Below are 14,246 nucleotides of genomic sequence, written 5' to 3'. Positions count from 1 at the left end.
TTGAAAGAGCGGAGCCTTCGGGCTCCGTTTTTTTGCCTGGAATTTGATGGTGCGTGCGGTTTGATTTGAATCCCTGAAAGGGTGCATAAAAGCCGCTAAAACTGGATACAGTTATATAAAACGCACCATTTAAATTCACAAAGGCGACATTTTGCCCTGTCGCAGTGCGGAATGAATTGATAAAGTCCGGCTCAATCTCCGTTAACAACTAAAAATTTGCCGAGACTTTCCATGATCGAATCCGTCGAATCCTTCCTTGCCCGCCTCAAGAAACGCGACCCGGACCAGCCGGAATTCCACCAGGCCGTAGAAGAAGTCCTACGCAGTCTGTGGCCGTTTCTGGAAGCCAATCCTCACTACCTGACCTCGGGCATCCTGGAGCGCATCTGCGAGCCAGAACGCGCGATTACCTTCCGGGTGTCGTGGGTGGATGATCACGGCAAGGTCCAGGTCAATCGCGGTTTCCGTATCCAGATGAACAGCGCCATCGGCCCCTACAAAGGCGGCTTGCGCTTCCATCCATCGGTGAACCTGGGCGTGTTGAAGTTCCTCGCCTTCGAGCAGACCTTCAAGAATTCCCTGACCTCGCTGCCCATGGGCGGCGGCAAAGGCGGCTCGGACTTCGACCCCAAGGGCAAGAGCGACGCTGAAGTCATGCGCTTCTGCCAGGCCTTCATGAGTGAGCTGTATCGCCACATCGGCGCGGACGTGGACGTGCCGGCCGGCGATATCGGCGTGGGCGCCCGTGAGATCGGCTTCCTGTTCGGTCAATACAAGCGCCTGAGCAACCAGTTCACCTCCGTGCTGACCGGCAAGGGCATGACCTACGGCGGCAGCCTGATCCGCCCGGAAGCCACGGGGTTCGGCTGCGTGTACTTCGCTGAAGAGATGCTCAAGCGCAACAACCAGCGGGTTGAGGGCAAGCGCGTGGCGGTGTCCGGCTCCGGCAACGTGGCGCAATACGCGGCGCGCAAGGTCATGGACCTGGGCGGCAAGGTGATTTCCCTGTCCGACTCCGAAGGCACCCTGTACGCCGAAAGCGGTTTGACCGAAGAGCAATGGTCGGCCCTGCTGGAGCTGAAAAACGTCCAGCGTGGGCGCATCAGCGAACTGGCCGAGCGTTTCGGCCTGGAATTCCGCAAAGGCCAGACGCCATGGGAACTGGCGTGCGACATTGCCTTGCCCTGCGCGACCCAGAACGAACTCGATGCCGACGCCGCCCGCGCTTTGCTGCGCAATGGCTGCATCTGCGTGGCCGAAGGCGCCAACATGCCGACCACGCTCGAGGCTGTGGATATCTTTATCGAGACGGGCACCCTGTTCGCGCCGGGTAAAGCTTCTAACGCTGGCGGCGTGGCCGTGAGCGGCCTGGAAATGTCGCAGAACGCCATGCGCCTGCTGTGGACTGCCGGTGAAGTGGACAGCAAGCTGCACAACATCATGCAGTCGATCCACCATGCCTGCGTGCATTACGGCGAAGAAAACGGCCGGATCAACTACGTGAAAGGCGCGAACATCGCCGGCTTCGTCAAAGTCGCCGACGCGATGCTGGCCCAAGGCATCGTCTAAACCTCGGGCTCGATCCGCAGCACTTCGATCAACTGATCGCCGACGGGGCGCTGCCACAGCACTTCGTCGCCGACCTGGGCGCCCAGTAAGGCGCGGCCCAGGGGCGAACCCCAGTTGATCAGGCCTGCGCTCGCATCGGCCTGGTCTTCACCGACCAACTGGATGCGTTGCTGTTCGTCCTGTTCATTGGCGAAGGTCACCCAACTGCCGATCTGCACCTTGTCGGTGGAGGTGGCCGGCGCGACCACTTGGGCGCTTTGCACCCGCTGGTTGAAGTAGCGCAAATCCCGCTCAAGGTCGGCCTGGCGCTGTTTATCGCCCTTGGCGGATTCGAGGCTGTAAGCCTGCTGCAACTGCGCAACCTTGGCCTGCAATTGCGCCAAACCTTGCGCAGTCAGGCGATTGGGCTGCTCACTGACCTGACGCTCCACCGGCTGATCAGCCTGGGCGGCAGCGTTGTCCTCGTTTACAAAAGCTCGACTCATGACGTTCTCCCTCTTTGGAGTTGGGCCATGCTCGCCGCGATTTAGTTTCGCTGGATGTCTGGAAACGACCTATTGCGAACGATAGGCCCTGGCGGCGTCGCGGTTTTTCTCCTGTTGCCAGGCGCGCTCGCGGTCATCCCAGTGATTGTCCTTGTAGTCACGCAACTCTTCGTTCTCACGCATGGCCTTGCACTGGCGGAAACCGTCTTCCCAGCCTTCAGCGTATTCGCGGTCTTTCAGATAGCGCGGCACATTCTTGCGAAACTCACCGCTGATAACGCCAGCCGCCTGGCGACCGCTGCTGCAACCATCGTCAAAACCGTCGGCAAAGGCCGGTGGGTAACCTTTGGCCAGCAAATCTTCATGGGTCGATTGGCAGCCGGCCAACCACATCACTGCACACAGCAATACCGCAGACCGCCACATGGCGTACTCCCTGGCCGTTTCACGGCTGATAGGGAGAGTCTAGAAGGGGATTTGTCGGGGAGGTGTGAAAGGGAGGTGAGAATACTGTTGTTGTGTAGGAGCTGGCTTGCTGGCGATGCAGGCACCTCGGTGTATCAGTTGCTCTGAGGTGATGCGATCGCCGGCAAGCCGGCTCCTACAGGTCCTGTGGTCAATAGTGGTACCACTTCACTTCCAGCATCACTTCATTTACCGGCGTCGACAGGTGGCTGTATTCGCGTTGAGCGCTCAGACGTAATCCGAGATTGCGCGACAATTCCCACTGCTGGTTCAGGCTGATACTGCGACGCACCTCGCCATTGGTGAAGAAATCACCCTTGGCTTCCAGGCTCAGATTGCCCAGCGGGTTTTTCCACAGCACGCCCGTGTTGAAGCCTGCCGCTGGGGAGATGGCTTCGTTGAAGTCGTTGTTGTGTTCCACGCGCACGGTGCCGAGGGCGAAGCCGAGCATGTCGTCGCGCAGTTGCCAGGTGCCGCCAGCGCCGCCGTTGACGTGGGCAACCAGGGTTTCGTCGTCGTGCTTGCCCGGTACCCGCTCCAGGCCGCCAGTGACTTGCCATGACCACGGCTGCAACAGGGCGTTACGTGGGGTCAGGGAGCGGATGGTGGCCAGGTCCAGCTGCTGCAGTTGCCAGTGGTTGCCTTCGTACTGGCGCAGTTTCATCTGCAGGATTTCGATCTGCGCGCCCAGGGGGAAACCTTCGGCGTTGTCGTTGAGGTCGTGGTAGGCCATGCGCAGGCCGTATTCACCGAAGGACTTGTCGCCACGGGTGCCGATGCCGGCTTGCCAGGTGCGTGATTCATGGCCGTTTTCCGGGAGACCAGGGGGTGTGATCTTGAGGTCGGGCGCCGGGTTCTGGTTGATCGCGCGCAATAGTTCGAAGCTGCGCTGGGAGCGTTCGGTGTCGCGTTCCAGGCCGTTGGCGCGGTAGCGGCCGAGGCGGTAGGCGGCGTCGATGATCAGGGCCTGGCGATCGCGGGGCAGGGCCTTGAAGGCTGGCTCTTGCAATTGCTTCTGGTCGTCGCTGACCTTTAGTACCCATTGCTGCTCGTCGCTGTCCAGCGGCTTGGCGCGCTCCAGCAGCTCACGTTCACGGGAGGGCCGGTAGTCGATTTTCTCCACCAGGCCGGCATCTTTCACGGCCTTGACCGTGTCGGTCGGGATGGCCGTGAGCGGGAACTGTTCGGTCAGGCGCAGGCCGGGACGCGCCACTTGCAGCAATTCCAGCAGGCGATAGGAGCAGTTTTCGTCAAAGAAGAAGTAATCGAACTGGATCTGTTTGAGCTCCCACACGTGCTCGACCATGCGCTCGGTCTCGACTTGAGTGAGGTTGAGGCGATATTCCCACAGGTCGCGGTTCTCAAGGCTGCGGTACTCCGACAGCTTTTCCTGATAAGGCACCAGGGCGAACAGGCCGGGATAACCGCCCATCAGGCCTTTCCAGGCGTAGAGAATGCTGTTGTCGGAGCCTTCGATGTAGGCGCCGAAGTTGATCGCGTAGCTGAGCAGGGCGGTGTTGTTGCTCTGCACGTCGGCCTGGTCGATGCGCAGCAACGTGTGGCCGAACATCGACGACGGGCTGTTGAGGTAGGCCGCCGGGAAGATCATCACCGCGCTATGGGGGGCGACGTCCTTGAACCATTGCTTGAATTCTGTGCAGTCCACGGCAGGCAGGTCAGTGAGGTGCAACTGATCCTTGAGCCAGCGGGTCCGTGCGGGGTAAACGCATTGGGCGTGTTTTTCACCCAGGCTGGCCGGTGCGTAGAGCGCATCAACGGTGGCCTTGAGCTCGGCGTCCGGGTGGTGGGCGCCATCGGCCGCGAGGAAGAACTTTTTGTCGCTGACGTAACTGCGCCAGCCACTGATCTTGCCGGCTTCGTAATGGCCCAGGGAAAGCCAGAACGGATCATTCGCCAATTGCTGCAAACGTTGATCATCAAGGTGCGGGGCCGCATACAGCGGGGCGCAGGCGAAGAGTGCCATCCAGGCAAAGCGTTTGAGCATAGGGGCAACTTAAGTCGGATATAAAAGAGACCCAAAGGGGAGGCGGGTCCAAAATAAAACCCGCGCCTTAAGCAGGCGCGGGCGGATCGAGCTTAAGCCTGGGTTGCGTATTTCGCCAGACGGGCATCGCTTTTCAGTACCGCAATGGTGTTGTTGTGCACGTCGTCAGCGGTCACGTCAGCTTTGCTGAAGATCTGCTGGAAGTGCTCGTGGGTCACGGCCGCGAAGTGCTCGCGATCTTCCGGTGCCACGCCCAGTACCACGGCGTAGGTGGTCAGCGCTTCGCCGTTGCCCTTGGCCATGTCTTCGGACAGCTCGTTCATCATGCCATTCATGGCAATCCAGGACTTGCCGCCGTAGGTCAGGGCGCTGTTGGTGTTACAGCCGTTGGTGCCCGAGGTCATGCCGAACGTGGCGTTACCCGAAGTACCGTTGGTAGTGGAAGCCAGGAAGTGAGCTGGCGTGCCGCGCTGGCCTTCGAACAACATGTTGCCCCAACCGCAGTTCGGGCCACCTGGTGCTTCTGCCATTGCATTGAGGGAGACGACGGTGAAGAGAGTACCGAGAAGGATCCGTTTCATAGCTTTGTTCTCTTTGTGTGCAAACCAATGGACAAGGGTTCAGGCGCGTCGCAGCGCCCTAGGGGCCAGTTATTAGTCCAACCCGCGCAGTTTGGAGTTTAGGCACGTTCCAAGGGTTCCGTGCATTTTTATAAAACAATCCGCGATGTCGCGATATTTCTGCAGCTCATCTCCCACGTCTATGCTTTCCCGAAAGCGCGCCTTGCCAGAGCGCGTGACCGGGAGCCAGAATGCCGTCATCTGCCCCGCCTGATGTAAGGAAGCCCGATGCCTGATCCTGTTGCTGCCAGCTTGCGTCTAGCGCCCGAAGCGCTGACTCGCCCTTTCTCCGCTGAACAGTTCAGCTTCTCGACCACCAATGATTTGGAGCCCTTTCGCGGTGTGCTTGGCCAGGAACGTGCAGTTGAAGCCTTGCAGTTCGGTGTGGCCATGCCACGCCCCGGTTACAACGTGTTTGTCATGGGTGAGCCCGGTACCGGCCGCTTTTCGTTCGTCAAACGCTACCTGAAAGCCGAAGGCAAGCGCCTGCAGACCCCGGCGGATTGGGTCTATGTGAATAATTTCGATGAGCCTCGCGAGCCTCGTGCCCTGGAATTGCCCGGCGGCGCTGCGGCGGCGTTCATCAACGACATCAACGGTTTGGTCGACAACCTCGTCGCCACCTTTCCGGCGGTCTTCGAACACCCGACCTATCAACAGCGTAAAAGCGCCATCGACCGCGCCTTCAACCAGCGCTACGACAAGGCCCTGGACGTGATCGAACGCCTGGCCCTGGAAAAGGACGTGGCGCTGTACCGCGACAGTAGCAACATCGCTTTTACCCCGATGCTCGACGGCAAGGCGCTCGACGAAGCCGAGTTCTCGCAGTTGCCGGAAGCCGATCGCGAGCGTTTCCACACGGACATTTCCGAGCTGGAAGAGCGCCTCAACGAAGAACTGGCCAGCCTGCCGCAGTGGAAGCGTGAGTCAAATAACCAACTGCGCCAGTTCAACGAAGAAACCATCACCCTGGCCCTGCAGCCTTTGCTTGCACCGCTGTCGGAAAAGTACGCGGAAAACGCCGCCGTCTGCGGTTACCTGCAAGCCATGCAGGTCTATCTGCTCAAGACCGTGGTCGAGCAATTGGTCGACGACGCCAAGACCGACGCCCAGGCGCGCAAGCTGCTGGAAGAACAATATTGCCCAAGCCTGGTGGTAGGGCATCCGGTCAACGGCGGCGCCCCGGTGGTGTTTGAACCTCACCCGACCTACGACAACCTGTTCGGCCGCATCGAATACAGCACCGACCAGGGCGCGCTCTACACCACTTATCGCCAGTTGCGTCCGGGCGCGCTGCACCGTGCCAACGGCGGCTTCCTGATCCTGGAAGCCGAAAAAATGCTCGGCGAGCCGTTTGTGTGGGACGCGCTCAAGCGTTCCCTGCAGTCGCGCAAACTGAAGATGGAGTCACCGCTGGGCGAGCTGGGCCGCCTGGCCACCGTGACCCTCAACCCGCAGATGATTCCGTTGCAGGTCAAAGTGATCATCATCGGTTCGCGTCAGCTGTACTACGCATTGCAGGACGCCGATCCGGATTTCCAGGAGATGTTCCGCGTACTGGTGGACTTCGATGAAGACATCCCGATGGTCGACGAAAGTCTGGAGCAGTTTGCGCAGTTGCTCAAAACCCGTACCTCGGAAGAAGGCATGGCGCCGCTGACCTCGGATGCGGTGGCGCGGTTGGCCACTTACAGTGCGCGGTTGGCCGAGCATCAGGGCCGTTTGTCGGCGCGTATTGGCGACTTGTTCCAGTTAGTCAGCGAAGCAGACTTCATTCGCCACCTGGCGGGCGACGAGATGACCGATGCTGGCCATATCGAGCGCGCCCTCAAGGCCAAGGCCACGCGCACCGGGCGCGTGTCGGCGCGGATTCTCGACGACATGCTCGCCGGGGTCATCCTCATCGACACGGCCGGTGCCGCGGTGGGCAAGTGCAACGGGCTGACGGTGCTGGAAGTCGGTGACTCGGCCTTCGGCGTGCCGGCGCGGATTTCCGCCACGGTGTATCCGGGTGGCAGCGGCATTGTCGACATCGAGCGTGAGGTCAACCTTGGCCAGCCGATTCACTCCAAGGGCGTGATGATCCTCACGGGTTACCTGGGCAGCCGGTATGCCCAGGAATTCCCGCTGGCGATCTCGGCGAGCATCGCGCTGGAGCAATCCTATGGTTATGTGGACGGCGACAGTGCGTCCTTGGGCGAGGCGTGCACCTTGATCTCGGCCTTGTCGAAAACGCCGCTCAAGCAGTGCTTTGCCATCACCGGCTCGATCAACCAGTTTGGTGAAGTGCAGGCGGTGGGTGGGGTCAACGAGAAGATCGAAGGTTTCTTCCGCCTGTGTGAAGCGCGCGGTTTGACCGGTGAACAGGGCGCGATCATTCCCCAGGCCAACGTCGCTACGCTGATGCTGGATGAGAAGGTGCTGCAGGCCGTGCGCGCCGGGCAGTTCCACATCTATGCCGTGCGCCAGGCCGACGAGGCGCTGAGCCTGCTGGTGGGCGAGGATGCCGGTGAGCCGGATGCCGAGGGGCAGTTCCCGGAAGGCACGGTGAACGCGCGCGTGGTAGAGCGGTTGCGCGCGATTGCCGAGATGATCAGCGAGGAAGACCTCAAGGAAGCGGAGAAGGAGTTGGCACAGCAGGCGCTGGCCGAAGCCAAGCCCACCTGATGGCTGAGTGAGTTGTCGTGACTGGTGGGCTGTGGTGGTGAGCACGCTTGTTGTGGTGAGCGGGCTTGCCCCGCGCCGGGCTGCGAAGCAGCCCCAAAACCAGACAATTCAATCTCACTGGCACACCGCACCGGTCCCACTGGGGCCGCTTCGCAGCCCAGCGCGGGGCAATCCCGCTCACCACATCACGGGCAAAACCGTCACAAAATTGGCGCAGCTGTAGGGCCAATGGCCGTTGGTCCCTACAACCTTGGTTTGTCGTGGTTTTCTTCTATTCTGTGCTCAAGGGATATCCACAGGAGTCGCTGGATAGAAACAGCCTCGCCCCAGGCGCAGGTTGAACACCGATCTACCGAGGGTCGCCGCCATGCCGCGCAACCTTTGCCTTACCCGCCAGTGCTTCGGCCTGGTCACCCGTATCGAATGTTCCATTCGCCCTCTCGCGGGGGATAACGGGATGTGGACGTTGTTGTTTGCCGCCGGAATGACCGGTGAACAACCTTCCACCATCAAGTCTCAAGGCCCGTTCCCCGGGCCCTTCGCGGCAGAAAATATTCTGGAATCCATTGTGGACAGCCTGACCCAGCACGGCTACGAGAAGGCGGGTGACCCGCAGATCTGGTGCCTGCACATGCAGGCCCATCTGCGACAGCTCAACGGTGCCACCCACCACTGACCGCTACTTGCTCTCGGGTTTGTCCAGCTTGACCTCGAAGCCATATTGCACGGTGCTCAGGTCGGTGCGCTGGTAGCTTTCCAGGGTGGTCGGCTGGCCGTAGAAGTAATGCACGTCAAACATCGCTGTGCCGTATTCCTCGGCGCGGTGGCTGACGCCGAGGATTTCCTTGAGGTAATTGCCGCTGGCGTCCTTGGCGTAGAAACGCCAGCTGTCAGCGGGAAAGGCCTTCTGGTCGACGATCAGCGCGTTGTCTTTGAGTTCGAGCCCTTTGGGCAGCTTGCTCGCGTCAATCTCGTTTTTATCGATGGTCGCCAGGAACAGCGGAATCGAGCCCACTACAAAGGCCGGATTTTCCGGGAACAGATTGAGGTCATAAGTCAGGGTGCCGCGTGCCGGGTTCAGCTCAAAGGCCTCGGTCGGCAGCTCGATCGGCTCGCCGCGCTCGCCTTTTTCGTCGGCGGTGAAGAAGGTCACCGGTGATTCACTGCTGTTGCGCTCGCTGCCCACCAGGTCGTCATTGAAGGTGAATGGGTGGTCAAACACGATGTGCGCCGCGCTGGCGTCTTCGACCGACTGGCTGATGGTGACGCTGTTTTTCAGCTGGTCCTCGGTCATGCTCGCGTCTTTGAGCCAGTTGGCAGCGCTGTCGTCATACACGGTGACTGGCATTGGCAGGGCCTGCACGGTTTTCTGCAGGCTGTTCTTGTCGAAGCGCAGCACCGGCAGGTCGAGGTCTTTGCGGGTGCGTGTGGCGGTGGAAAAATCCAGCACGTTGACTTGCAGGTTGTCGATCTCGCCATTGAAGTACACCTTGGCGTAATGGCTGCTCTGCTTGCGTTCGAAGGCTTTCTGCTCATCGGTCAGCTGTTTTTCGAAGGCCTCCGACCAAGCCTTCTGCTTTTGCATTTCGGCCAGTTGTTTCTCGTAGAACGTGACTTGGGCGTTGCTTTCGTTGATCGAACCCGAGCGTGTGAGGAACTGCCCGGTGCTGTCCCGCGCCTGCACCAGCAGAGGGTTAGGCGATTCGTCGCCGACTTCCGATGCCAGTGGCTGGCTGTTGGTCAGCTCGATCTCGGCGTAGTTTTTTTCCAGCAAGACCAGGTTGAGGGTGATGTTGCCTTCGGTGCGCTTGTGGCCCACGTCCTTTTTCGACAGATCAAAGGTCAGCACCTTGCCCGGCGCCACCACTTCAACTGTGCCCTTGAGGCTGACAGGCTGTGGCTGGCTCTTGTTTTCCGTCTCGATCCCCTCGATGAACGGGTAGGTCACCGTCAGGTCATCGGGGTTGGTCAGGTTGGAACTGCTGGGGCTCAGTTGGATGCCCGGATCGGTTTCCGACCATTCCGGCTGGAAGGGGATCACCTTGTTGTTGCTCAGGGTCACCGATTGCCATTCCAGCCCATGGGGGAAGGGGAATTGGTCGGGGACGTTGAAGTTAAAGGGGAAGACCGGCTGTAAATCCGTCAGGTAGTCGGAATGGGAGGTCTTGCGCAGCACGAACAGGCCATTGATGTAAGTGTCCACCAGCGCCTGGGGCGTGGGGTAGTGCTTGAGCAGGGCCAGGGTGTCGTCGCCGTATTCGGTTTCGATGGGCTTGGTGGCGAGCTTGACCCGCGCCCGCTCCAGCAACAGCAGCGACCCCCCCAGGTCAGCGACGGCGTCGCGCAGCTTGGGGTCCTGGATGCTGTCGAGGGATTGTTCGAACTTGGCGGTTTTCTCTTCGAGGGTGGTTTGCTTCTGCTCGTCGCTGGGGGAGCAGCCGCCAGCCAGCAGCAATGCCGCGCACAGGCCGATACTGGCCAAAGGGGATCGCACATCCATCATCTGAGTTTTTCCTGTCCGACGTCATCGAGCGGAGTTGTAATTGGGCTCGACACTAGCAGAAAAATTCTCTTACAGATGCCGCACAGGTCAGTTTTCTCGCGGTTACAGCTGTCTTGTGGCGGCTGGTATACTCGCCGCCATTTCTAGCCTAGCTGTGTGAGATCCAATGGAACGCTTTATCGAAAATGCTATGTACGCCTCGCGCTGGCTGCTGGCGCCTATTTATTTCGGCTTGTCCCTGGGGTTGCTGGCGCTGGCGCTGAAATTCTTCCAGGAAGTGATTCACCTGCTGCCGAGCGTGTTCTCGATGGCCGAGTCCGAGCTGATCCTGGTGCTGCTGTCGTTGATCGACATGGCACTGGTCGGTGGCTTGCTGGTGATGGTGATGATTTCCGGCTACGAGAACTTTGTCTCGCAGCTGGATATCGATGAAAACAAGGAAAAGCTCAACTGGCTGGGCACCATGGATTCTTCGTCGCTGAAGATGAAAGTGGCGGCCTCCATCGTGGCGATTTCCTCCATCCACTTGCTGCGCATCTTCATGGACGCCAAGAACGTCGATCCGCAGCACTTGATGTGGTACGTGATCATCCACATGACGTTTGTGATCTCGGCGTTTGCCATGGGTTACCTGGACAAGGTCACCAAGCACTGATGCCCTGCGCTGGCCTTACTGCTCCACGAAGTAGTAAGGCTGGCGATTGATCGACATTTGCTTGATCACCTTTACCGGGGCCGCCAGGTCATCGGTATGGTCCAGCAGCGCAACGTTGCCGGGCTTGGCGCCGAGGTAACTGTGCAACTCGGCCTCGGTTTGCAGAATCGGTAAATAGGCCTGCAGGTAAAACACGCTGGCCCCGGCGATGCGCTCGTTGGGCCGGTACAGCACCACCTCCCTGCCTTCATCTTTCAACGTCTGAACCTGGCTGATCACCGGTACGAACGACTGGCGCACATCCGCTCTGGGGGCGAACCAGAAGGCGGCGATCAGGTAGCACCCCACGGCCAGAGTGAACACGCTGCCCACTACCGTTTTGTGATGCTTGTGCAGCGCGGGTTTGTGGGTTTTCAGCCAGTCCAGCAGCACCCGCGCATATTCCGCTGCCAGGACGGCGGCGGCTGGCGCGAGTGCCATCAGGTAAACGGTGCGTTTGCTCGACGCCAGGGTCAGCAGGGTGAACTGTGCCACCAGCCAGACGCTGAAGAACAGGTGGTAGCGGTTGTGCACCAGGCTTTTGCGGAAATGCCACAGACCCAGGTACACCAGAATATTCCACGGCAGGAACGCCTCGGGCAGCTTGGCGATGTAGTAGTAGAACGGCTCGTAATGCCCGGCCTCGACAAACGAGCCGCTGAAACGGCCGACGCTGTTGGTCAGCAACACTTCGGCCACCGCCTGCATGCCGCCGCGTTGGAACAGGAACCCCAGCCAGATCATCAGCGGCACCAGCGCCAGCAAGGTAAACAGCGCTGGCTTGAGCCAGTCGCCAATCTGCAGGCGTTTGTCCATCAGGCTGGTGCTGGCCAGGTACGCGAAAATCACAATGCCCGGCATGGCGAGGCCCAGCACGCCTTTGCTGAGGGTAGCGATCACCATCCCGGCGGTAAACAGTGCCCATGCGCCTGTGCTGGAACCTTGGCGGTCGGGTCGTACGGCTTGGTAGAACGCCAGCAACGCGGTGGTCACGCCGAGGGTGAGCAGCGAATCCTCACCGACACCGCGCACATTGCTCCAGTAGCTAGCCATGGTCGCCAGAATCAACGCGGCGCTGAACGCCAGCGTCTGCGGTCGTCCGAACCGGCGCAGCATCGTGTAAAGCAGCATCACGCTGAACAACCCGGCAAACGCCGAGGCCAGGCGTACCGCCCAAGTGGTGCCGCCGAACAGGCGAATCGCCCCGGCGTCTATCCACAGGCTCAGGGGCGGTTTTTCCAGGAAGGGCTCGCGAAACAACTGGGGCACTACCCAGTTATTGTCCAGGTGCATGGCCATGGCGATCCCGGCGACGCGGGCTTCGGTGGAGCCTTGCAGCTCATGGTTTCCCAGGGCAAAGAAGAACAACAGACCAGCAAGCAGGAGCAGCAGGGGAGCAGGGCGCGTCATGGAGTGTGGCTACCAGGGCAGGAGGACCGTCCGGGGGAACGGTCATTGCAATGGGCTAGTATCCGTGGGCGTTTCTGAATATTTCGTGAACGAGTGTTGGTTTTTTGTAAGGTCGGTCAGGGAGCCATCAAGCTAGGCAGTGCGGCTTGACCTTGCGGGCTCAGCACGGGCTGCAGTTGCTCCCAAGTGAAGCTCAGCTCGTTATCGCAGCCATCGCCCTGAGCGGGTGTCGACAGTTGCAGCCCTTGGGTGTTGAAGCTCAAGTCGAACGAGGAATAGCTGGTCACGGCCGGGCATCCTTCATCCGTGGTGGTCTGCTTGGCCAACCAGGTGCTGAAAGCGGCCGGCAGTTTGACCTGGCCCGAATAGGGCGTGTCCCATTCCTCATGGCCGCCCAACCACGTCCAAGGGTCGACTTTTTCACCGGTTTGCAGGTTCCAACTGTGCAGGCCCCAACTGATTCCGCCGCGCCCGTACCCCGCCGACCAGCGATAGAAACGCACGGTGATCCACTGTGATGACCAGTAGAACGGTTCCACCGTGATCTCGCTGGTCGTGGTGCTGCCGCCCAGGTCCAGTGAGTTGCGCCGCTCTCTATAAAAATCGGTCTGGCCATCCGGATTGATGGCCATGCGTGCGAGATCCCGGTTGATCTTATCGATGGCTTCCCCGTCGCCCTCGAGTTTCAGGATGACCTGCCCGCCTTGGGTCTTCACCTGATAGGCGTGTTCGGCGAAGGTCTTCTTCTCGACCTTCACCGCAGGCGGCGTCGCCTCCAGCGGGTTGTTGTAGGTGTCGCTGGCGCAACTGTCCGAGTCCGCACGTTTGAGCGTCAGCACCAGGCCTTTGCCGCCCAAGGCTTTGCTCCAGGTGCCGGTCAACGTATCGCCCTGCGGGTCGTCCAACTGCCAGAAACCGGTTTGGCCTTCTTCCACCCAGGGCTCGCTGGCGTTGGCTTGGGTCAGTTGAATGGGCGTAAGGATCCGTTGGTAGTAATAACTGCCATTGGCGCCGTGGGCACCGTTGAAACAGACGGTGATCGCGGATTTGCCCAAGGTGCCTGTCCAGACACCGGCCAGGTCGGCGGCGGTTGCGAGCAGAGGGGCGCAGGCGAGGGCGAGAGCGGCGAGTGGCTTGAACACGGGTATCGGACTTCCGGATGTCTGATAGAGGAGAGCAGGGTAATCGCAAGTGTGGCGGGATTCCAGACGCACAACAAAAGGCCGAGTCGCTGAACGCGTCTCGGCCTTTTTGTTACTGGAATGTTTGTGTGTCTTGGGTGAGGACCAGCACGCGCTCGACCAGCAGTTCGCCCAGCACGACCAGTTGCTGGGTGGCCAGCAGCTTGTGACGGTGTGCGCCCTCGAGTTCGAAAGCCAGGTCGGTGGTCATGGCGTTGAAGGAGGCGAGGGTTTCGCTGGCTTGGATTAGCAGGGTTTCGGGGGTGATGTCTGGGGCGAGGGTGAAGAGGGTTGCGGAGGGCGGATTGGGGGTGATCTTTTTCATAATGAAGCTCCCACACTGTTTAAGGAGCTACCGCCCCCTGCTGTCAAACAGGAATGGGTGGCAACTGTACGCGGGTTGACAGACCGGAAGTGTAGGAACCCGGCGCACCCGAAGATGCCCCACGCACAGCCGCCATGAACGAGGCGGAGTGCGTCAAGCATGCCGTCTTATCAAGGGGTGTGAAAGGTTACACTTTTCGGCCTGTCAAAGCCGGTCGCTGATGAGCAGCGACTGGGGGAAGTTAGCGTTGTGGCGGGGGTTGCGCCAGTTCATCAAGGGCGCGGTAGCTTGAAGGAAAATTCTGAAGGTCCGTCCTGTCGGG

General features: G+C 60.1%; 12 protein-coding genes. 4 read left to right on the top strand and 8 right to left on the bottom strand.

Annotation, left to right across the window (positions count from 1 at the left end):
• Nucleotides 1-231: 231 nt before the first annotated feature.
• Entirely contained in the window at nucleotides 232-1,569 is a 1,338-nt protein-coding gene (gene gdhA, locus U367_RS0117625) for an NADP-specific glutamate dehydrogenase (protein ID WP_028618003.1), read from the top strand.
• Here gdhA and U367_RS0117620 read toward each other — a convergent pair.
• The 4 genes from U367_RS0117620 to U367_RS0117605 form a co-directional block, all read right to left on the bottom strand.
• On the bottom strand, nucleotides 1,566-2,054 hold the full coding sequence (locus U367_RS0117620) for a GreA/GreB family elongation factor (protein ID WP_028618002.1): 489 nt from the start codon (nucleotides 2,052-2,054) through the stop codon (nucleotides 1,566-1,568). The genes gdhA and U367_RS0117620 overlap by 4 nt on opposite strands.
• 69 nt (nucleotides 2,055-2,123) lie before the next feature.
• A complete protein-coding gene (locus tag U367_RS0117615) occupies nucleotides 2,124-2,480 on the bottom strand; it encodes a hypothetical protein (RefSeq protein WP_028618001.1) in 357 nt (118 codons plus the stop codon).
• Between the two features lie 190 nt (nucleotides 2,481-2,670).
• Entirely contained in the window at nucleotides 2,671-4,524 is a 1,854-nt protein-coding gene (locus tag U367_RS0117610; protein WP_028618000.1) for an Lnb N-terminal periplasmic domain-containing protein, read from the bottom strand.
• Nucleotides 4,525-4,616: 92 nt separating this feature from the next.
• Nucleotides 4,617-5,105: a DUF3015 domain-containing protein gene (locus tag U367_RS0117605; protein WP_016976782.1), complete on the bottom strand. Its 489-nt coding sequence runs from the start codon at nucleotides 5,103-5,105 to the stop codon at nucleotides 4,617-4,619.
• Between the two features lie 267 nt (nucleotides 5,106-5,372).
• Between U367_RS0117605 and U367_RS0117595 the strand changes: the two genes are divergently transcribed.
• On the top strand, nucleotides 5,373-7,811 hold the full coding sequence (locus U367_RS0117595) for a Lon protease family protein (RefSeq protein ID WP_028617999.1): 2,439 nt from the start codon (nucleotides 5,373-5,375) through the stop codon (nucleotides 7,809-7,811).
• Between the two features lie 367 nt (nucleotides 7,812-8,178).
• On the top strand, nucleotides 8,179-8,487 hold the full coding sequence (locus tag U367_RS0117590) for a PA4575 family protein (RefSeq protein ID WP_028617998.1): 309 nt from the start codon (nucleotides 8,179-8,181) through the stop codon (nucleotides 8,485-8,487).
• Nucleotides 8,488-8,490: 3 nt separating this feature from the next.
• Here the strand turns inward: U367_RS0117590 and U367_RS0117585 are convergent, their stop codons facing one another.
• Entirely contained in the window at nucleotides 8,491-10,314 is a 1,824-nt protein-coding gene (locus U367_RS0117585; protein ID WP_084651066.1) for a hypothetical protein, read from the bottom strand.
• A gap of 166 nt (nucleotides 10,315-10,480) precedes the next feature.
• On the opposite strand from U367_RS0117585, the gene U367_RS0117580 reads away from it, so the two are divergent.
• Complete coding sequence (locus tag U367_RS0117580; protein ID WP_017253710.1) at nucleotides 10,481-10,969, top strand: TIGR00645 family protein; 489 nt, start codon at nucleotides 10,481-10,483, stop codon at nucleotides 10,967-10,969.
• Nucleotides 10,970-10,984: 15 nt separating this feature from the next.
• Here the strand turns inward: U367_RS0117580 and U367_RS0117575 are convergent, their stop codons facing one another.
• The 3 genes from U367_RS0117575 to U367_RS0117565 form a co-directional block, all read right to left on the bottom strand.
• Nucleotides 10,985-12,418 (bottom strand): ArnT family glycosyltransferase, encoded by a 1,434-nt coding sequence (locus U367_RS0117575; protein ID WP_028617996.1) that lies wholly within the window; start codon nucleotides 12,416-12,418, stop codon nucleotides 10,985-10,987.
• A gap of 116 nt (nucleotides 12,419-12,534) precedes the next feature.
• Complete coding sequence (locus tag U367_RS0117570) at nucleotides 12,535-13,560, bottom strand: hypothetical protein (RefSeq protein ID WP_028617995.1); 1,026 nt, start codon at nucleotides 13,558-13,560, stop codon at nucleotides 12,535-12,537.
• Between the two features lie 112 nt (nucleotides 13,561-13,672).
• The gene (locus tag U367_RS0117565) at nucleotides 13,673-13,924 is read right to left on the bottom strand and encodes a DUF6124 family protein (protein WP_028617994.1); all 252 of its coding nucleotides are present in this window, start codon (nucleotides 13,922-13,924) and stop codon (nucleotides 13,673-13,675) included.
• Between the last annotated feature and the right edge of the window lie 322 nt (nucleotides 13,925-14,246).

The sequence above is a fragment of the Pseudomonas canadensis genome (assembly GCF_000503215.1).
GTDB lineage: Bacteria > Pseudomonadota > Gammaproteobacteria > Pseudomonadales > Pseudomonadaceae > Aquipseudomonas > Aquipseudomonas canadensis.
This window is presented reverse-complemented; position numbering and strand designations above follow the sequence as displayed.